This window comes from Parasphingopyxis lamellibrachiae (assembly GCF_003385775.1).
GTDB lineage: Bacteria > Pseudomonadota > Alphaproteobacteria > Sphingomonadales > Sphingomonadaceae > Parasphingopyxis > Parasphingopyxis lamellibrachiae.
This window is the reverse complement of sequence record NZ_QRDP01000004.1, coordinates 1,875,689-1,894,755: the sequence shown is the minus strand read 5'-3', so window position 1 is coordinate 1,894,755 and position 19,067 is coordinate 1,875,689. Positions and strand designations below refer to the sequence as shown.

Below are 19,067 nucleotides of genomic sequence, written 5' to 3'. Positions count from 1 at the left end.
CTTTGGACCAACCGACCGAACCCCTGACGGAGCCCGAATCCGGCCTGGCCGCCGCGCGCCGCGGCGGATCGCTGACCCGGCGCATGATCGGGGTCGCTTCGATCTGGATCGTCGTGCTGCTCGCGGTTGGCGGGTTCGCGCTTGACCGGGTCCTGACCCAGGCCTTTACCCGCAATTTCGACGAGCGACTGGAATATGTGCTCTCCGCGATGATCGTTTCGGCCGAACTCGATCAGGACGGTGAGATCCGCTTTGTCCGCCAGCCCGCCGACCAGCGTTTCCTGGAGCCTTATTCGGGCTTTTACTGGCAGGTGTCGGGCGGCGGCCGCGAGGCGTTCCGCTCGCGTTCGCTCTGGGACCGGGCCCTGCCGATGGGGGCTGCGCATCAGGACACCGATATTCACAGCTATAATGACGAGAGCTTCCCCGATGAGCCGCTGCGGATTCTGGAACGCGATGCGATGCTGCCCGAGGCCGATGTACCGTTCCGCTTTCAGGTGGCCTCGTCGCGTGCGGTGCTCGACGAACAGATTGCCGAGCTCAGGCGGACGCTGGTCCGCTCCTTCGCGCTGCTCGGGCTTGGCCTGATTGCGCTGGCCGCCCTGCAGGCAACCTTCGGGCTCCGGCCGCTCCGCCGCGTGCGCGAGGCGATCACCGATGTCCGCACCGGCCGCCAGGCCCGGGTCGACGAAACCCTGCCGCGCGAGATCGAACCGCTGGTCGCCGAACTCAACAACCTGCTCGATCACAATGAACGCCAGGCTGAGGAGGCCCGCCGCCATGCCGGCAATCTCGCCCATGCGCTCAAGACGCCGCTCACCGTGATCCAGAATGAGGCGGAAGTGGGCAGCCCCGATCTGCCCGCAACGGTGATCGACCAGGCCCGGATCATGCGGCGCCAGGTCGACCACCACCTTGCCCGCGCCCGCGCCGTGGGGCGGCGCGGCGCGGGACAATCGCGCACCTATGTGTGGTCTGCGCTGCAGTCAGTCGAGCGCGCGGTGCGCCACCTGCATGGCAGCGTGACAATCGATATTGCCGGGACGCAGGACGCCGTGGTCGGCGTCGAACGGCAGGATCTCGACGAGCTGCTCGGCAATCTGATCGAGAATGCGGCCAAATATGGCGGCGGGCGGGTGTTCGTCACGGTCGAGAAGCGTGAACCGGGATCGGGAGAGGGGCCGGACTTTGTCGATATCCTGATCGAGGATGACGGGCCGGGCATTCCCGAAGCCGAACGTGCGGACATATTCGGCCGCGGTGCGCGGCTCGATACCAACAAGCCTGGCACCGGCCTTGGCCTGGCGATTGTCCGCGATGTCGCCGAAATTTACGGCGGCGCGGTCAGGCTGGAAGAAAGCGAAGATCTGGGCGGACTGCTCGTCCGGCTGAGCCTGCCCGCGGCGGCCTCTTCAGACCTGGCCTGAACCGGACCGCCGGTTTCGCTCAGGGCAGCGGCCGGGGCTCGCCCGCCAGAACCACGCCCCAGATGCCGATTTCACCCCAGTTTTCGCCCGGCGTTTCGAGCGGATTGGCATTGAGGACCGTGAAATCGGCGCGCTTGCCGATCGTGATCGAGCCGATTTCCCCCTCCAACCCCAGCGCATAGGCTGCGTCGATGGTGATCGCCTCCAGCGCCTCGACAGCCGAAAGCCGTTCGTCAGGCGTCAGCGCGCCGCCTTCCCGCGTCGCGCGCGTCATGTGGATGCTCGCCGCGCGCAGGGGCAGCGGCGGGGCGAGCGGCGCATCCGAATGCAGCGTCACCGGAACGCCGGCGTCGGATAGCGAGTTCAGGGGCAGGATCCAGTCTCCCCGCGGATCGCCGAGCGGCGCCTGATACGCTTCGCCGAGATAGTAAACATAATGGCTGGCCGCCGAAATCGCCGCATTGAGCGTTGCGGCGCGCGCTGCCTGTTCCGGCGAGAACAGCCCGGCATGTTCGAACACGAAGCGGCGGTCTGTATCATCGGCGCGCAGCGCGGCGAGGGCATCGAGTGTTGCTTCCTGCGCAGCATCGCCATTGGAATGGATGCGTACGCCGAAACCGGCATCCCAATAGGGGCGGATCGTGTCGACCAGCGCATCCGGCTCAATCACCCACAATCCCTGGCTGCCCTCCGACTGACCGGCCAGATAGCCGGGTTCGGAAATGCGCATGGTCTGCGAATAGAAAGCCGCATCGGTGAAGAATTTGACCTGGGGCAGCACCGGAGCGGGGGTAGGCAAAACGCCCGACACCATGTCGCGCACGGCCTGCACCCGGTTTTCGCCGAAGCGGCGTTCGAGCGCGCGATATTCGGGAACCAGATAGACGCGATAGCCCGAATGCTCGGGCGATACCCAGTTGCTGGCGATATTGGCATCTTCCAGCGGATAGCTGAAAATTCCGTATCCGAGGTCGGCGACGGTGGTGACGCCGCCCTGTCGCAGCAGGCCGGAGAAATTCTCCAGGCCGCTCTCCAGAACGTCGGGCGCCATGATCAGCGGCGCAACGCTCTGCAGGAGCACGGCCAGCGCATCCTCGAACACCCGGCCCATCGGCAGGCCGTCTTCGCCCAGCGGTACGCCCTCGAACCGGTCGTGCAGCGAGGCATCGATACCGGCCCAGTCCAGGGCCGGCGTATTGAGATAGAAATCATGGCTTGAATAATGCCAGACAAGCAGCGGCCTGTCGGTCGTCACGGCGTCGAGATCGTGCCGGTCCAGATCGCCATGAACCAGATCGTGAAAGCCATAGACTATCAGCGGCTCGCCCGGCGGCGCATCGGCCTCGATCGCGCGGAGTCGCTCGAAAAAGGCTTCGCGGGTGGCGAGGCCCTCGATCATTCCGTCTGGGCCGGCCATGGCCCAGGGCGGCGTCAGCGGCATCGCATATTGGATGGAAGAGAGCGCCATATGGATATGCGGATCGATAAAGCCGGGAGCGATCACCCGGTCGGCAAAGCGGCTGTCCACCGTTGCAGCGGGCAACGCGCCGATGAGCTCGTCCAGCGCGCCCACTGCGCTGATCATGCCCTGATGCACGGCAACCGCACCGGCGGTTGGCCGGCTCTCGTCCATGGTGACGACGGTTGCCGGATAGATGATCGTGTCCGCGCCGGTAGCAACCTGCCGGTCCTGGGCGGCCGCGAGGGATGGCCAGCCGGCTAGGGCCAGGGCGATCAGCAGGGAAAGGAACCGGTTCATGACAGTCTCCTTCAGGCAGCTAAAGCGGTGAAGGCGCTTCGAAATCCTCATCGCGGATTGCGCGGTGATGGGAAACGACCTCGTCGATGATGATACGCAGGAACCGCTCCAGAAAGTCCGCACTGAGGCCGGTTTCCGAGGCCAGCGCATGCAGCCGCTCCACCTGCCGGCGTTCGCGGTCCGGGTCGACGGGCGCGACGGCATTCTGCGCCTTCCAGCGGCCGACATCGGTTGTAATCTTGAATCGCTTGGCGAGCAGCGCCACCATCTGTCCGTCGATTTCGTCTATCTGGTCGCGCCAATGCGCAAGGGGGTCGTCGGTCATGCCATGGCTCCTGCTCAGGCGAGCCTTGTCGCGAGGCCGGCCGCAGGATGCAACCCGAAAGGCCGGGCGGCGATAGGATCGGCTCATCCGCCATACAGGCTGTGGGACTTATGTTCCTCATTTGTTCTAAATGAGACTGCAATGATAGATGACCGGACACTGCAACGGGCGCTGGCCGCCAGGGGCCATTATGCCGGGCTGATAGACGGACGCTATGGCGACCTTTCTCGCCGCGCTACGCGCCTTGCCCTGATCGGGGACGGTCTCGCCATCGCCGACTGGATCGACCCCCGGTGCAGGATTGCCCTTGAACAGAGCCTTATGGCCGAGGCCGGTATCGAAACCGGAGCGATAGATGGCCTGACGGGTCCGCAAACCCGGATCGCGCTCGAACAATGGCAGAACCGGTTACGCGGCCTGACCCCTCGCGCCGCCGAGGTCGCGCACCAGCCCGCCATCTTCCCCCGGCAACGGGACGCAGGCGCCTTTTACGGTGAGCCCGGGCAAAGCCAAACCATGCTCGAACTGCCCTTCCCGATGCGGCTGGCCTGGGACAGGGATGCGGTTATCCGGCGTTTTTCGATCCATGAGAAAGCGCATGACAGCGCCGCACGCGCCTTTGCGCAAATCCGGGATTTTTACGGGGAAGCCGCGCTTCGAAATCTTGGCCTCGATCTGTTCGGTGGCAGTCTGAATGTTCGGAACATGCGCGGCGGCAAGGCGCTCTCTATGCACAGCTGGGGCATCGCGATTGACTTCGACCCCGCACACAATGCTCTGCGCTGGGGGCGGGACCGGGCGCGGATGGCCGGGCCGGATTATGCGGCCTTTCTCGATATCTGGGAAGCGCAAGGCTGGATCAGTCTTGGTCGTGAGCGCAATTATGACTGGATGCATGTGCAGGCAGCCCGGCTGTAAACGTGCCCTTGCCCTAAACGTAAACCAGTGTAGCAAGGGGGTATGTCTCACGAACCCAACACCAGTCCCGCCATCCCCGCCGCCACGCTCGTGCTGGTGCGCGACCAGCCAGCCGGAGCGCCGGAGCTGCTGATGGTCGAGCGGGCGGCGAAGATGGCCTTTGCCGGCGGGGCGATGGTGTTCCCCGGCGGGCGGATCGATCCGGGCGACCATGCACTGGCGGAAAATGATGCGATTGTGCGCGCCCGCCCGGACGACGCCCTGCAGACCGCGGCGCGCATCGCCGCGATTCGCGAGACGCTGGAAGAAACCGGCGTGGCCGTAGCCTTCGATCCACTGCCCGATCATGGCGCAACCATGCAGCTGCGCGAGGCCCTGCACGAGGAAGCCGATTTCGGCGCGATGCTGGCGAGCGGCGGCTGGCAGCTTGACCTTGACCTGCTGACCCCCTGGGCGCGCTGGAAACCGAATTTCAAAACGGAACGCACCTTCGACACCTGGTTCTTTGTCGCCCGGGCGCCGGAGCTCGCCAGGGATGTGCCCGATGGCGGTGAAAGCGTGTCGAGCCGCTGGGCAAGCGCTCAGCGCGTGATCGACGATGCCGAGGCGGGGAACTGCTCGATCATCTTCCCGACCCATCGCAATCTGGAGCGGCTGGCGATCTTCGAAAGCTATGAAGAAACGCGCATCCATGCCGAAGCGCATGAGGTGAAGCTGATTACGCCCTGGGTCGAGGAGCGCGATGGCGAACCCTGGCTGCGCATTCCCGACGATGCCGGCTATCCGGTTACAGGTGAGAAACTGTCGCAGATGACCCGCGGCTGATCCTGCCGCGCCTTCAGCGGATATTCAGCGGCGGACTGACAAGCGCGATCGTCAAAGCCGTTAAAAATGGGCTGCGCTGACTGTGTGCCGCCGACTCCGGAGAAAACCGATATGCCCAAGCCCAGCCTTTTCCTACCCCTCGCCCTGGCGGCGATGGCCGCCCCGGCCGCGGCGCAGGAACCGATGGACCTGCCGACGCCCCGCGGCACCTATCTCGTCTTTGCCGACGAAGCCGGGTCGGCCTTCGTATCCCATGAGCAATCGCTGGCCGAGAGGGGCAGCTGGCCGCTCAGCTTTTTCTATTTTCGGGATGGCGCGATGGTCGGCACGGCGCGGATCGCCGGCACCGCCGATTGTGCGCAGGGCGTCGTCCGGGGTCGGCTGACCCATGCGACAGGGCCGGACGGCAGCCTGATGGATATCCCCCAGACCGAAGACACGCCCCTGTTCGCCTTCGATCGCGCCGGCGGCGACGGCGACGAAGCACTAGTCGGCTTTGTTTGCGGTACGGGCCAGGAAAGGCTCATGCAGGCCGAAACGCCGATCCATGCCGATCCCGAAACCACGGCCCGCATCTATGCCGGGCTGCGCGGGTTGGGGATCGAGAACCGGCTCGCCCGGAGCCTGGCGATCCGCGATGCGCGCACGGCGGAGCCGCTGGTCGGAACGGCCGTGCCCGAAGCGCTGCGCGCGCAGGTGCGGAGTTTGCTGGACGGCGGGATCTAGGCGCCGGGCCTAAGCGGCCTTGAGCAGCGCCGGGGCGACCTTGCCGCCGGGATAGGCGACCAACAGCGCCCCGGAATAGGCGATCGTCGCCGCGTCGGACGCATACCAGACGCCGCCCGGGGCGGCGTCCTGGCCATCGATGGTGCCGCTGCCTTCCAGGGGAATCAGCCAACAGGGCCCGCTATCGGCATGGCCCAGTCGGCCCGCATGGTCGCCGCTCCACTGTTCGAGAACGAATTTGCGGCCCGCGGCCAGGATAGTCCGGCCGGGCGCAACCTCGCCGGGGGCATCGGGCGCATGCCAGGGCGTGCGCACCGCCACATCCGCGGCATCGTCGAGATGCAGGGTGCGCGGCCGGCCATAATCGTAGAGCCGGTAGGTAAGATCGATATTCTGCTGGACCTCGAGCAGCGTGACGCCCGCGCCGATCGCGTGGATCGTCCCGGCGGTCAGATAGAAGAAATCGCCCGGCGCGACCGGCTTCCAGTCGAGCAGCCGCTCTATCGATCCGTCGAGCGCCGCTGCGCGCAGCGCTGTGCTGTCAATCGTTTCGGTCAGGCCGATGCCGATCGTCGCCTCCGGTTCGGCGTCGAGGATCAGCCAGCATTCCTCCTTGCCGCGCGCATGGCCGCGGGCCCGGGCCTGGTCGTCGTCCGGATGGACCTGCACGGACAGCCTGGCGCTGGTGAACAGATATTTGACGAGCAGTTCGGGAGCGGCGCCATCGGGCGCTTCGAACCAGATCTCGCCGACCGGTTCGGCGCCTGCGGGAACATCGTCAAAGCCGAGGCCAAGCCGGTGCCGGCCCCAGACTTTCTCGATCGTGCGGGTGGTCAGCCTGACCGCGGTCATCCGCTCAGCTGCCGACGGCGCCTTCTTCGATTACCGTCAACTCGCCGCCGCTTCTGCTGAAAGTGTTATATTCGATCACATCGTTCAGCCGGTCGTCGCTGCGCGAAAGCGCCTCGGCCCGGTCGTTGCCGAAGCCGATGCCGATCAGGTGGCGCAGGCGTCCGTTCAGTTCGAGGCCGCCGGCGACGATAACATAATGGCCTGGGCCGTTATGGGTGTGGCAGACGATCCGGCCGTCGGCGTTGTTGCGGCTTCGCAATTCATTGCGCGCGGCTTCGCGGAGCGGTCCGGTATCGGCCATGCTGGCTTCAGACCGGGCGACCGCATAGTCGGTGAAACTGCGCACGCCGTCACGATCTTCAACCTCGGTGATGCAGGCTGCGATGGTACCGGCATAGGCTGGCATGGCTGTAACGAGGAGCAGGGCTGCTGCGCCGCGTGTTATTATGGATTTCATGGCTATACTCCCAATTGGCCGTCTGACCGATGGAGCCGGTATAGTCGAAAAAATACGAAACCGGAAGCGTGTGCTGGGGCCTAATTCGGCAGGGCGTTTTCGGGGACTTTTTCCACCCAGTCGGGGAAGAAGGCCGGAGCTCGGTTTGACCATCCTGCCGCCGTCGCCGCCGCCTCGCTGATCGATTGCAACAAGGTTCGCCGCCGTTCGGGGTGGATATGCGGGAGCGCGGCTGCGGCACAGAAGGAGCCGGGGAGCCAGGGCCGGACATAGGGCCCGAGCAGCCTTTCATAGAGGAAACGATAGGCCGCGAAGCTTGGCAGGCGGTCCTGTCCGAGATCGAAAGCAGAGACGGTAATCAGCGGCCCCATAAAGGGTTCGACGCTGTCGAGGCCGCTATCGTCGGGAATAATATCGCGAATGTCGTCGAGCCGGCGATAGACGCCGCGCTGGGCCTTGATGCTGGCGGCCTCGACCATATCACGCGACCAGCGCCGGATCGCGTCCCGCCGGTCCAGCCCGACATCGAGTGAACGGCGAACATAACGCTGGGTTGCGGCTTCGAAAGTGGCAAATTCCTGCATCTCGGCCAGCGCGACGGAGCCGGTATGGGGTGAATTTGCCTTGGTCATCGAACCCTCCGGTTCGTCATTGATCCATAGGGCCATTATGGGACGCGACAGGTTGACGAAGCGTTAACCACAAGGCGCTCTTGCACCTTTGAATCAGTATTATTGCCACTCGACAAGGTTTTTGCGCAATTTTATGTGGATTGACGCAATATTGTTGCACGAAAACATCGAGCGGGAGTGTCGGGGGAGAGACCGCCCGGTGCTGCCGTCAGCCCTTCTTTCTCCCCTCGTCTTTCTCGTCATAGCCTGACGAGGGCATGGGTTGCGCATGCCCCGGCTGGGTGTTGGCGGGCGGGTCGGAAGCCGGGAAGCTTTCCTTCAGCCCCTCTTCCAGTTCCTCCTCCTCGCGGTCTTTGCCGGGGGTGTCTGATAGTGCGGTCATGGGAACTCCTTTCTACCCTATGCAATGCGGGAACCCCCTGTTTCGTTCCCATCCAGCCGGGGAATGGGCTTTCGACGAACGTATCGACCAAGCGCAATGGCTGTTCGACTGGGAACGCCCAGCCGCGAGACGGATCGGAATCGACGCGTTACAAGGCCCCCATGGACGCCAAACCATTCGAATCAACACGCAGTACCCTGATCGGGCACCGGCTCGGCCTGGTGTCGATTACCGGTCTGTGGGGGTTTTACTTCGCGGTCGTAACGATCCGCGCGGCGATTCTCGGCTATCCGGGCCAGTCCGATATGCTGATCTACCGGGTTGTCGTTACCGCGCTCGCGATCGGTCTGACCTTCCTGCTCTATCTCTTCCTCGAGCGCTTCGCCGACCGGCCCCTGCGCTGGCGCATTCCGATTGCCTTTGCCGCCGCCCTGCCGATCGCCGCGGCCATCGGCGCCTTCAATCTCTATATTTTCGAGATTTCCGACCCGCTCCAGCTGTTTGCCGGAGAGGAATGGAAAGAGGAGCGGGAGCTGTTCGCGGAATTCCGTGCGCTCGATCCCTATGCCATGTGGCGCGGCTTTGCCGAGCAGGTCATGTCGCGCTATTTCGTCGTGATCGCCTGGACGCTGCTTTACATGGCGCTCGGCTATGCGCAGATCGTGCGCCAGGCGGAGCGCCGCGCCGCGATCTTCGCGCAGGAAGCCCAGACGGCCCAGCTCCGGGCGCTGCGTTACCAGGTCAATCCGCATTTCCTGTTCAACACGCTCAATGTTCTCTCGTCGCTCGTCATGCGAGACCGGCGCGACGAGGCCGAACAGATGATTCTCAACCTTTCCACTTTCTACCGCACCAGCCTGACCGCCGAACCGGCGGACGATGTTTCGCTCGAAGAGGAAATCCGGCTCCAGCGGCTCTATCTCGATATCGAGGCGGTGCGTTTCCCCGAACGGCTGATCGTCGATATCGAAGTGCCCAAGTCGCTCAACGGCTGCTGCGTGCCGGCGCTGATTCTCCAGCCGGTTGTCGAGAATGCGATCAAATATGGTGTGTCGCGGGTCCGCCGCCCGGTGAAGGTGGCGATCCATGCGCGCGAAGAGAATGGCAAGCTGATCATCACGGTCGCCGACGATGGCGATCCGCTGCCGGACGATGCACCGCACGGCACCGGCGTTGGCCTCAACAATGTCTATGAACGGCTCGATGCGCGCTATGGCGAAGACAGCAATGTCACCTGGGGCCCCAGCCCGGGCGGCGGCTTTCTCGTCACTCTTGAATTGCCGATAAACCGCGAAAGCTGTTAAAGCCGAGACGGGGGACTTCCAGACCATGACCGAACCAAAACCGCTCCGTACACTGCTTGTCGATGATGAGCCGCTCGCGATCGAGCGCATGCAGATATTGTGCGCACGCACCGAGGGCATCGATCTGATCGGCACCGCGCAGGACGGGGAGGCCGCCCTGCGGATGGTGGAAGCGTTGCAGCCGGAGTTGCTGCTCCTCGATATCGCCATGCCCGGCATGGACGGGATGGAGGTTGCCCGTGCACTCGACGGGGTCGATCTTGCGCCGGCTATCATCTTCGTCACCGCGTTCGACAAGTTCGCGGTCGAGGCGTTCGACGTCGCGGCCGTCGATTATCTGCTGAAGCCGGTTGCGCCGGAGCGCCTGGAAAAGGCGCTGGTCCGCGTGACCGAGCAGCTGCGCGATGCTCCCGAGACCGAGGCCGAGCCTTCCCCCTGGACCGAAGAATTCTGGGTGCCGCACCGCTCCGAAGTCATCCGCCTCGCCGCCGACGATATCGACCGGGTCGAGGCCGAGCGCGATTATATGCGGCTCCATATCGGTGAGCGCAGCTATCTGCTGCACCAGACGATCAGCCATCTCGAAGAGCGGCTCGACCCCGAACGCTTCATCCGCGTCCACCGCTCCTCGATCCTGAACCGCGACCGGATCGCCAAGCTCCGTCACGATGGATCGGGCGGCTGGTATGCCGAAATGACCGATGGCGCCGAAGTGCGGATCGGCCGGACATACCTCAAAAAGGTCAAGCAGATCGCCGGGAAGTAGTGGGATTTTTCAGGCACGACCTGTCGGTTAAACGCCGCACCGGGTTTAGTGTGTCAGAACGTTGCTAGCGCAACGTCGCCGCACCAGCCCGCTCCCCCACCGGGCCTGCCATAGAATATACTGAGTGGGGAGCGGGCCGGCGCCGCGCCTGAGGTGAAGCCGAAGGTCTGACAAGAATATCACGGCGCTCGACGGACCGGTTGAGTCCGACAGGAAAACAATTCCCCAACCCAAAAACCAAAACACCCCCGGGAGAGGGGATCCCGGGGGTGTTCTGTTCAGGCCCTGAAGGGGCTGGTCAGGGCCGTATCGGTTAGCGCGAGGCGCCAACCGTAACCGATGGCGGGCGGGCTACGCCGTTCAGCTGGGCCAGGGCGTCGGCGGTGGCCCCCGCCTGGCAGCTGCGCACCTCATAGGCACCGGCAATGTCGCGCACGTCGACTGTGCCGCAGACCTGTTTCGCCGCCCGGTCGATCCGGTCGGTCATCAGGCCATATCCCGCTACCGTACGCAGATTATAGGCTGCGGTGTCGATGGTGACGGTTTCCGCTGTTGCCATACCGGCAAGGGCAGGGGAGGTGGTGACATGGGTCATCGTACCCGCCATGGCGACCGCTGCGACTGCAAAAGCTACTTTCTTCATAACGAAAACTCCTGAACCTCGGCCCTCCGGGACAATCCCGGCGGGTCCGGTCGACGGTCGGTTGCCGGGTGGTCCCGATCTCGCCGTCGATCATGGATATAGGGGAGCCGGGCCGCGGGGTCGCGCGCGGATCGACGATCAGGCATGGCTTTGCGTCAAATCGACAAACGTCGGAATTGTGTCGATCAAGGATTCCGCTCGCCGCAGGGTTGGCTCGGTTCGGAGGTGTACGAGGCGTTTGGTGGCGGCTGGCATTCTGTTCGTCAGAATTTTCTTCGCAGGAAATCGCCGCACCGGATTTTCTTGTCAGAACGTTGCTAGCGCAACGTCGCGGCACCGGCCCTCTCCCCCACCCGGCCTCCCATAGAATACACTGAGTGGGAGGCCGGGTGGGGGAGAGGGCCGGTGCCGCGCTCGGCCGCCAGGCCGGGTCTGACAGACAAAGCGCCAAACCAAACCCCAATCAGTCAGTCTTGCGCACTCACCTCCCGCGCAAAAGCCTCGATATCGTTCAGCGATGCCACCGAGCTGCGGGTCCAGCGGGACAGCGCCGTCATGATCCGGATATGGCCGATCCCGTCATAGACGACATGGCGAACCTCGACCCCGGCGGCTTCGAGCCGATCAGTCAGCCGCGTACTCTGCCGGGGTTTGACGGTCGTGTCTTCGCTGCCATGGAGGAGCAGGGCGGGCGGATCGTCGGCGCTTGCGAAGTTGATCGGCTGGGTCGTGTCGAGATCGACCGTATTGCCGAACGCCCCGCGCGTGGCCGGCGTGTCGAGCGGCAGGAAATCATAAGGCCCGGCCATGCCGACCCAGCCGGCAACCGCCGCCCGGTCTGCGCCGAGCCAGCGTTCGTCCATTGCGAGCAGCGCCGCGATGTGTGCGCCCGCGCTATGGCCGACCAGGATGATGCGGTCGGGATCGCCGCCGCGTTCCGCGATATGCGTGCGAACCCAGCCCAGCGCCGCCGCGCCGTCGGAGACGAAGTCCGGGAAATGGACGGTCGGGGAAAGCCGGTAATTGGGGACGACGGTGACAAAGCCTCGCGCGGAAAAGGCGCGTCCGGCAAACTCGTAGCCTGCCTTGTCGCCCGCGCGCCAGCCGCCGCCATGGATGAAAACGATCACCGGCAGCGCCGCGTCGCTGCTCAGGCCGGTCGGCGCATAGATATCGAGCCGCTGGCGATAGGCGTTGCCGAAGGCGATATCCCGCCCGATCCGTTCGGAGCCGGCATCCTTGGGCACGAGGCGGTTGAACAGGAACAGCTTGTCGGCGGAATAGACATATATGCCGAGCCCGATGATCGTCAGCACAAGGGCGATAAGGATATAGCGGATCATGATCCCGGAACTACGGATGGCGGCCCGAAAAGTCGATATCGAAAGGCCGGGCAGGCCGGGAGCGGGAGCGGGCGGGTGCGGCGACGTTGCGTAAGCAATGTTCTGACAAATTAATCCAACCGCTCCACGGTTACCGCCTGTTCGCGCAGAACGCCGCGGCCGAAGATCGTCATGAAGGCGATATCGGTGGCGTCGCGCCCGGCGATGATCGGCACCAGGCCTTCCACCGGCGCCATGCGCGTCGCATCGATCATGTGCCAGCCGCCATCGAGCCAGACTTCGGTCACGGCATGGAAATCCTGTGGCTCCAGCGCCCAGGCATAGGCGGAAACCATGCGCGCCGGGATGCCGGCCGCGCGCGCGAAGCTGATCAGGAGATGCGCATAGTCGCGACAGATCCCCTTGCGGGAAAGGAAGGTGTCGGCCGCGCTGGTGCCCGCATCGCTCGATCCGGGCACATAGGAGAGCTGCGTATGGATCCAGTCCGCCATGGCAAGGATCCTGGCGCCGTCCGTCAGTGCGCTGAATGTATCGGCAACGAAGCGCGTAAACTGGTCCGACTGGCAATAGCGGCTCGGCCACAGGAAAGGCACGGCATCGCCGGGCAGCGCATGATGCGGTGTGGCGGGGAGCCCGGCAATATCCACCGATGGGCGTTCGACCTCCACGGTTGCGCGATACTCGGCCCGGAAGGGGCCGGTCGCGCGCGCCCAGCTGCGCTGTCCGATTCCGGCCGCGACAGGCGCCGGGCGCAGTGTGGTGGAGGCGGTTATGCCGCCATCGATCACGTGCTGCGAGGCCGCGTCGGCGGCCGCCTCGATCTGCAGCAGGATATCGGCTTCGTCTTCTATAAGATAATCGAGCAGGGCGTGGATCGAGAGACGCATGGACGGGAACCAACTCAGCCGGAGGGAATCGCATACGGCGCGGCGCAGGCGCTGCATACCGCGCAACAGGTGGAGGCGACATATATCATGTGCAAGTTGTTTGCGACTGCCGGCCGGCATATTTCCCGCCGATCCGCCCGATCCGCCGCTGTTTCCGCGACAGGCTGTGCGCGCGGCATGGCAGGCTGACAGATACGCATTGAACTGAAGCACCATGTGAGTTATTGGTATAATACAGTGAGTCAGTGAGAGGCGGGCGCGACGTGCCGGGAAATATTGGAACAGAGACGCGTAACAGACTGTCACAAACCTGCTGTTTGTCTGTCCTGAAGCAATATTCGCCGAACGACAGATGTCGTTTGTCTAATAGGTTGCTGCCCCTGATGGGGGACCGAGTACAGAGCACGGCAACGTATGATCACGATGCGGGATCAGGGAGTAGGTCCGAGTGGCTTTTTTGGAAGTAGCGCGAACCGGCGGCATAACCGCCTGGAAGGCCAGCAACAGCTATGCTGAAGCGGAACGTGCTGTCGCGCGCTATCTCGCCGCCCTCTCGCTGTCCGAAAAACCCGTGCTCGATCGTATGCGCGATCCCTCATGGAGCCGCCGCAAGCTCAATGGCGGTGGCGACAAGCTCCATTTCGCGGGAAATGCGGTTTCCATCGAAAGCGCGGCGGAGCCGCTCGATTGGGCTGGCGGCGTCTGGCTGACCAGCCTGCAGATTTTCCGCGACGGGCTGGCCGTGGCCCGGCTTGACGACTGGGCGAAGGAGAAGGCCGCGCTCCTGCTGCTGTTCTTCGTCGATGGCCAATGGCGCATCGCCAGCGAGATATCGGTGACCGCCGAACATGGCGACAATGAAGCGGCAATGCAGTTCAAGACCGCGGAGCCCGACGTCCTCGCGACCCTGGAGCGTTTTTACGATGCGGTCGAGCGGTGCGAACGGCAAGAGCTACACGCGATTGCGGACGAGAACTGGTCGGCAAAGCGGCACGGCTGCGAACGGGGGCTGGTCGCGGAAGACATGGCCAGCTTCATCGCGCGTATCGATACCGCGCCGCCGCATCTGCATCGCGAGAACTGCCATGTCGCGGATGTCCAGATCCTGCACAACCGTCTCGCCTGCGTCCGTATCGATACGCCGCGGCTCGCCCAGACTGCGGTTTTTCTCCTGTGTCGCCGCGGGCAGGACTGGGTCATCGCCGAAAAGGTATCGGCATCGGGCGCGGCAGTTGAGTCGGTGCCGCACCGCCTGGCGATGTGAAGCGGCGGGCGGCTAGCCGGCTAGCCGGTGATGCTGTCGGGCGCTTTTCACGCGATACATGGCCCCGTCGGCACGGGCGACGGCCGCGTCCATATCCTCGTCCAGTCGCCAATGGGAAAGACCGAAGGATGCGGATACGGCAATGCCCTCGATCCCCAGCCGCCAGCTGACGGCCCTGATCCCGGCGGTCAGCGACTGGATGACACTTTCCGCGCTCGCCCGGTCGGGGGCGGCCATGGCGATCAGAAATTCCTCGCCGCCCCAGCGCGCGCAGACGGCGTCCGGACCGCAGGTGTCCATCATCACTTCCGAGGTAAGTTCCAGCACGACATCGCCGATCGCATGGCCGAAATTGTCGTTGATTGCCTTGAACCGGTCGAGATCCGCCAGCAGCAGATAGACGTTGCGATCCTGACCGGTCGCGAGAAGCAGGTCTCCGGCATATTTTTCGAAGGCGCGGCGATTGAGCAGGCCGGTCAGGCTGTCCTCTTCGGCCATCCGCTCGGCCGTCGAAAGCGCTTCGGAAAGCCGGGCATTGGTTTCTCCCAGCGTTTCGGCCAGCTGCTGGTTCTCGATCCTGACGCGCAGCCAGCCGCGCACCAGTTCGCCATGGCGGGCGCCATAAACGGCAATGGCCAGGACGAACCCGATGCTGCCGATGAGCGGTAACAGGCCGAGCGACTGGATAGCCAGGATCATCGGCGCCAGGGCGGAAACGGCAAAACCCCCGATAGCGCAGAGCATGCTCCGCCGTTCGATGGCGATCGCCAGCACCAGAAGCGACATGGAGACGAGCGCTGTAAGGATGATGATAAGAGTGGGCATGCCGGTGAAAAAGGCGCCGCCGATCGGCCAGAGCACGAGGCCCCAGCTCAGGCCGTTGATGATCATGGCGCGCTCGAACCGTTTCAGCGCAGCGCCATGGGGCTTGTCCGCTTCGATCAGCGCGAGGATGTCGACGCAGATGGTATAGGTATGAGCCATGCAGAGAAGCCGCAGGGCGAGCACCGGCCCGAGCCAGGCTCCATGATCGCGAAACAGGGCGGCCAGCGCAATTGCAACGACCCCGAAAAGTCCGGCGCCCAGCGCCGATTTTTCCTGCTCGGCCATATGCCGCACAGCGGAGATGCGCAGCGCGTCGTCCAGTGTCGTCCGGCTTGAAATTCCGGCCGCCATAAGGCGCTCAATGGCATTGGTCCCTGTATTCATTCTGCGATCGGCCTGTTCTGGTCGCCGCCCCGGGCCAAATGATAGCTGCCGAGGGTTAACAGCGGGATAAGGCGGGCCGCGCCGCCGCCCGGGTTCCTGAACCGAGGGCCGCAGCTGACGATTTTTAGCTCGCCCGATCCTTGGGCAATGGCCCGCGTATCGCTATGTCGGGGCGCAGGTGAGAGCGATTCTTGCTCTCAAAGAACAAATGTGGAACATAGCCTCCATGAGTCTGACGAAAAATGCAAAGCATCGGTTTTCCGGATGCTGACCAAAATAAGCGTCCGAGGGGCGCGCGAGCATAATCTCAAGGGCGTGGATATCGATCTGCCGCGCGACAGGCTGATCGTGATCACCGGCCTGTCGGGCAGCGGCAAATCGAGCCTCGCTTTCGATACCATCTATGCGGAAGGCCAGCGGCGCTATGTGGAGTCGCTTTCTGCCTATGCACGGCAGTTTCTCGAGATGATGCAGAAGCCCGATGTCGAGCATATCGAAGGGCTCTCGCCGGCCATCTCGATCGAGCAGAAGACGACGTCGCGCAACCCGCGCTCCACCGTCGCGACCGTCACCGAGATCTACGATTATATGCGGCTATTATGGGCGCGGGCAGGCATTCCCTACAGCCCGGCGACCGGGGAGCCGATTGCCGCGCAGACGGTCAGCCAGATGGTCGACCGGGTGATGCTGCTTCCGGAGGGCACGCGCTTCTATCTGCTCGCGCCCGTCGTGCGCGGCCGGAAGGGCGAATATCGCAAGGAGCTGGCCGAGTGGCAGAAGGCCGGTTTTACGCGGGTCCGTGTTGATGGCGAATTTTACGATATCGAGGACGCCCCGGCGCTCGACAAGAAGTTCAAGCATGACATCGAAGTGGTCGTCGACCGGCTGGTCGTCCGCGCGGACATGGAAACGCGGCTGGCCGACAGTTTCGAGACCGCGATCCGGCTGGCCGACGGGCTGGCCTATGTGGACATGGCGGACGGCGTGGTGCCGGGGCGTGAGGATGACGAGGATGGCGGCGGCAAGCTGAAGGGCGCTGGCCTGCCCGACAACCGCATCGTGTTCAGCGAGAAATTCGCCTGCCCGGTTTCCGGCTTCACGATCGAGGAAATCGCGCCCCGGCTCTTCTCCTTCAACGCGCCGCAAGGGGCGTGCCCGGCCTGCGACGGGCTCGGCGAAAAGCTGGAGTTCGATCTCGAGCTGGTCGTCCCCAATGAGGCGCTGTCCCTGAAGAAGGGCGCGGTCGTGCCCTGGGCCAAGTCCAACCCGCCTTCGCCCTATTATCTGCAGGTGCTGGCCAGCGTCGCCCGGCATTTCGAGTTCGATCTCGATACGCCGTGGAACGAACTGAGCGAGCATCACCGGGACGTGGTCCTCAACGGTACACAGGGCCTGCCGATCACGCTCTCCTTCAAGGATGGCCGCAAATCCTATGATGTGAAAAAGCCGTTCGAGGGCGTTATCGGCAATCTCAACCGCCGCATGATGCAGACCGAAAGCGCGTGGATGCGCGAAGAGCTCGGCAAGTTCCAGACGGCGGCTCCGTGCGAAGTGTGCGGCGGTGCGCGGCTCAAGCCTGAGGCGCTGGCGGTGAAGATCGGCGGCGAGGATATCTCCATGTCCGCCCGCCGCCCCGTCGGGCAAGCGCTCGCCTGGTTCGAGGCGCTGCCCGCAAAGCTCAATGCCCAGCAGTCCCAGATCGCCACACCGATCCTCAAGGAGATTGTCGAGCGGCTGGGGTTCCTCAACAATGTCGGCCTCGACTACCTCAATCTTGATCGCTCATCCGGCACCCTCTCGGGCGGCGAGAGCCAGCGCATCCGGCTCGCCAGCCAGATCGGTTCCGGCCTGTCCGGCGTGCTCTACGTCCTGGACGAGCCCAGCATCGGTCTGCACCAGCGCGATAATGACCGGCTCCTCGCCACGCTCAAGCGCCTCCGCGATCTCGGCAACACCGTTATCGTGGTCGAGCATGATGAGGATGCGATCCGCCATGCCGACCATGTGGTGGATATGGGCCCCGGCGCGGGCGTCCATGGCGGCGAGGTCGTGGCGCAGGGCACGCTCAAGCAGATCCTGAAAGCCAAGAAATCGCTGACCGCAGACTATCTGAACGGCAAGCGCGAAATCGCCGTCCCCGAAACCCGCCGCAAAGGCACGGGCAAAAAGCTGACGGTGAAAGGCGCCATCGCCAACAATCTGCAGAATATCTCCGCCTCGATTCCGCTCGGCACCTTCACCTGCGTCACGGGGCTGTCGGGGTCGGGCAAATCCACCTTCACGATAGACACGCTCTATGCCTCCGCCGCGCGCTCGCTCAACGGCGCGCGCATGGTCGCGGGCAAGCATGATAAGATCGTGGGCCTCGAATATCTCGACAAGGTGATCGACATCGATCAGTCGCCCATCGGCCGCACGCCCCGCTCCAACCCCGCAACGTACACGGGCGCGTTCACCGCGATCCGCGATTGGTTCGCCGGCCTCCCCGAAGCCCAGGCGCGCGGCTACAAACCCGGGCGTTTCAGTTTCAACGTCAAAGGCGGGCGGTGCGAAGCGTGTCAGGGAGACGGCGTGCTCAAGATCGAGATGCACTTCCTCCCCGATGTATATGTCACCTGCGATGTCTGCCACGGCGCGCGCTATAACCGCGAAACGCTGGAGGTGAAGTTCAAGGGCAAGAGCATCGCCGATGTCCTCGATATGACGGTCGAGGACGCGCATGTCTTCTTCAAGGCCGTCCCGCCGATCCGGGACCGTATGGCGATGCTGGAACGCGTCGGCCTTGGCTATGTCAAAGTCGGCCAGCAGGCGACGACCCTGTCCGGCGGCGAGGCCCAGCGCGTCAAACTCTCCAAGGAACTGTCCAAACGCGCCACCGGGAACACCTTGTATATCCTCGACGAGCCGACCACCGGGCTGCATTTCGAGGATGTCCGCAAACTGCTCGAAGTGCTCCACGCGCTGGTCGAGCAGGGCAATACCGTGGTTGTGATCGAGCATAATCTGGATGTGATCAAAACGGCCGACTGGATCCTGGACCTCGGCCCCGAAGGCGGCGACAAGGGCGGCGAGATTGTTGCGCAGGGCACGCCGGAAGATGTGGCCAAGACCAAGGGCAGTTTTACCGGCGAATATCTCAAAGCGATGCTGTCGGGCTGACGTGCTGGACAGGCAAATCCGCATATTTCAGAATATTATTCGCTATCAGCGAATTTTCCTTGACTTTTAGCGAATCGACTGCCATATAGGTTGCGACGCTGGAAGAACGCAACATGCCGCTCAACCTCGGGGGGAGAAATCCCCTGTGGGATCCTCGTGATCCTCATACTTATCGGCAGAAGTAGGGGC

Annotated in this window: 18 protein-coding genes; 8 read left to right on the top strand and 10 right to left on the bottom strand. The window is 63.9% G+C overall.

The features are described 5' to 3' along the window. Nucleotides 1-83 precede the first annotated feature (83 nt). Nucleotides 84-1,427 (top strand): sensor histidine kinase, encoded by a 1,344-nt coding sequence (locus DFR46_RS09400; RefSeq protein ID WP_116237254.1) that lies wholly within the window; start codon nucleotides 84-86, stop codon nucleotides 1,425-1,427. 19 nt (nucleotides 1,428-1,446) lie between these two features. Here DFR46_RS09400 and DFR46_RS09395 read toward each other — a convergent pair whose 3' ends face one another. Together DFR46_RS09395 and DFR46_RS09390 are read right to left on the bottom strand one after the other, a co-directional pair. After that, nucleotides 1,447-3,186: an amidohydrolase gene (locus tag DFR46_RS09395; protein ID WP_162843454.1), complete on the bottom strand. Its 1,740-nt coding sequence runs from the start codon at nucleotides 3,184-3,186 to the stop codon at nucleotides 1,447-1,449. A gap of 19 nt (nucleotides 3,187-3,205) precedes the next feature. Beyond that, a complete protein-coding gene (locus tag DFR46_RS09390; RefSeq protein ID WP_116237253.1) occupies nucleotides 3,206-3,511 on the bottom strand; it encodes a chorismate mutase in 306 nt (101 codons plus the stop codon). A 141-nt stretch (nucleotides 3,512-3,652) separates the two neighbouring features. Here DFR46_RS09390 and DFR46_RS09385 point away from each other — a divergent pair, with 141 nt between their 5' ends. The 3 genes from DFR46_RS09385 (at nucleotide 3,653) to DFR46_RS09375 (ending at nucleotide 5,980) form a co-directional block, all read left to right on the top strand. Continuing rightward, nucleotides 3,653-4,429 carry a M15 family metallopeptidase gene (locus tag DFR46_RS09385; RefSeq protein WP_211306411.1) on the top strand — a complete coding sequence of 259 codons (777 nt, stop codon included), beginning with the start codon at nucleotides 3,653-3,655 and terminating at the stop codon, nucleotides 4,427-4,429. Between the two features lie 42 nt (nucleotides 4,430-4,471). After that, nucleotides 4,472-5,254, top strand: a complete 783-nt coding sequence (locus DFR46_RS09380) for an NUDIX hydrolase (protein WP_116236212.1) — start codon at nucleotides 4,472-4,474, stop codon at nucleotides 5,252-5,254. A gap of 111 nt (nucleotides 5,255-5,365) precedes the next feature. Next, nucleotides 5,366-5,980 carry a hypothetical protein gene (locus tag DFR46_RS09375; RefSeq protein WP_147297658.1) on the top strand — a complete coding sequence of 205 codons (615 nt, stop codon included), beginning with the start codon at nucleotides 5,366-5,368 and terminating at the stop codon, nucleotides 5,978-5,980. A gap of 9 nt (nucleotides 5,981-5,989) precedes the next feature. Here the strand turns inward: DFR46_RS09375 and DFR46_RS09370 are convergent, their stop codons facing one another. The 4 genes from DFR46_RS09370 to DFR46_RS14830 all read right to left on the bottom strand — a co-directional run bounded on the left by DFR46_RS09370 (nucleotide 5,990) and on the right by DFR46_RS14830 (nucleotide 8,303). Beyond that, the gene (locus DFR46_RS09370) at nucleotides 5,990-6,832 is read right to left on the bottom strand and encodes a class I mannose-6-phosphate isomerase (RefSeq protein WP_116236210.1); all 843 of its coding nucleotides are present in this window, start codon (nucleotides 6,830-6,832) and stop codon (nucleotides 5,990-5,992) included. A gap of 4 nt (nucleotides 6,833-6,836) precedes the next feature. Beyond that, nucleotides 6,837-7,289 carry a hypothetical protein gene (locus DFR46_RS09365; protein ID WP_116236209.1) on the bottom strand — a complete coding sequence of 151 codons (453 nt, stop codon included), beginning with the start codon at nucleotides 7,287-7,289 and terminating at the stop codon, nucleotides 6,837-6,839. A gap of 80 nt (nucleotides 7,290-7,369) precedes the next feature. After that, entirely contained in the window at nucleotides 7,370-7,921 is a 552-nt protein-coding gene (locus DFR46_RS09360) for a hypothetical protein (protein ID WP_116237251.1), read from the bottom strand. Nucleotides 7,922-8,129: 208 nt separating this feature from the next. Continuing rightward, nucleotides 8,130-8,303: a hypothetical protein gene (locus DFR46_RS14830; RefSeq protein ID WP_162843453.1), complete on the bottom strand. Its 174-nt coding sequence runs from the start codon at nucleotides 8,301-8,303 to the stop codon at nucleotides 8,130-8,132. Nucleotides 8,304-8,464: 161 nt separating this feature from the next. Between DFR46_RS14830 and DFR46_RS09355 the strand changes: the two genes are divergently transcribed. After that, complete coding sequence (locus DFR46_RS09355) at nucleotides 8,465-9,607, top strand: sensor histidine kinase (RefSeq protein WP_116236208.1); 1,143 nt, start codon at nucleotides 8,465-8,467, stop codon at nucleotides 9,605-9,607. Nucleotides 9,608-9,632: 25 nt separating this feature from the next. Further along, nucleotides 9,633-10,373 carry a LytR/AlgR family response regulator transcription factor gene (locus DFR46_RS09350; RefSeq protein ID WP_116236207.1) on the top strand — a complete coding sequence of 247 codons (741 nt, stop codon included), beginning with the start codon at nucleotides 9,633-9,635 and terminating at the stop codon, nucleotides 10,371-10,373. A 313-nt stretch (nucleotides 10,374-10,686) separates the two neighbouring features. Here DFR46_RS09350 and DFR46_RS09345 read toward each other — a convergent pair whose 3' ends face one another. The 3 genes from DFR46_RS09345 to DFR46_RS09335 form a co-directional block, all read right to left on the bottom strand. Further along, complete coding sequence (locus DFR46_RS09345; protein WP_116236206.1) at nucleotides 10,687-11,016, bottom strand: UrcA family protein; 330 nt, start codon at nucleotides 11,014-11,016, stop codon at nucleotides 10,687-10,689. Nucleotides 11,017-11,483: 467 nt separating this feature from the next. After that, complete coding sequence (locus tag DFR46_RS09340) at nucleotides 11,484-12,359, bottom strand: alpha/beta hydrolase (RefSeq protein ID WP_116236205.1); 876 nt, start codon at nucleotides 12,357-12,359, stop codon at nucleotides 11,484-11,486. Nucleotides 12,360-12,469: 110 nt separating this feature from the next. Further along, nucleotides 12,470-13,246: a transglutaminase-like domain-containing protein gene (locus tag DFR46_RS09335; protein WP_116237250.1), complete on the bottom strand. Its 777-nt coding sequence runs from the start codon at nucleotides 13,244-13,246 to the stop codon at nucleotides 12,470-12,472. 448 nt (nucleotides 13,247-13,694) lie between these two features. Here DFR46_RS09335 and DFR46_RS09330 point away from each other — a divergent pair, with 448 nt between their 5' ends. After that, nucleotides 13,695-14,510, top strand: a complete 816-nt coding sequence (locus DFR46_RS09330; protein WP_116236204.1) for a hypothetical protein — start codon at nucleotides 13,695-13,697, stop codon at nucleotides 14,508-14,510. A 12-nt stretch (nucleotides 14,511-14,522) separates the two neighbouring features. Here DFR46_RS09330 and DFR46_RS09325 read toward each other — a convergent pair whose 3' ends face one another. Next, nucleotides 14,523-15,719, bottom strand: a complete 1,197-nt coding sequence (locus DFR46_RS09325) for a GGDEF domain-containing protein (RefSeq protein WP_116236203.1) — start codon at nucleotides 15,717-15,719, stop codon at nucleotides 14,523-14,525. A gap of 264 nt (nucleotides 15,720-15,983) precedes the next feature. On the opposite strand from DFR46_RS09325, the gene uvrA reads away from it, so the two are divergent. Continuing rightward, on the top strand, nucleotides 15,984-18,878 hold the full coding sequence (gene uvrA / locus DFR46_RS09320; RefSeq protein WP_116236202.1) for an excinuclease ABC subunit UvrA: 2,895 nt from the start codon (nucleotides 15,984-15,986) through the stop codon (nucleotides 18,876-18,878). The last annotated feature ends 189 nt before the right edge of the window (nucleotides 18,879-19,067 follow it).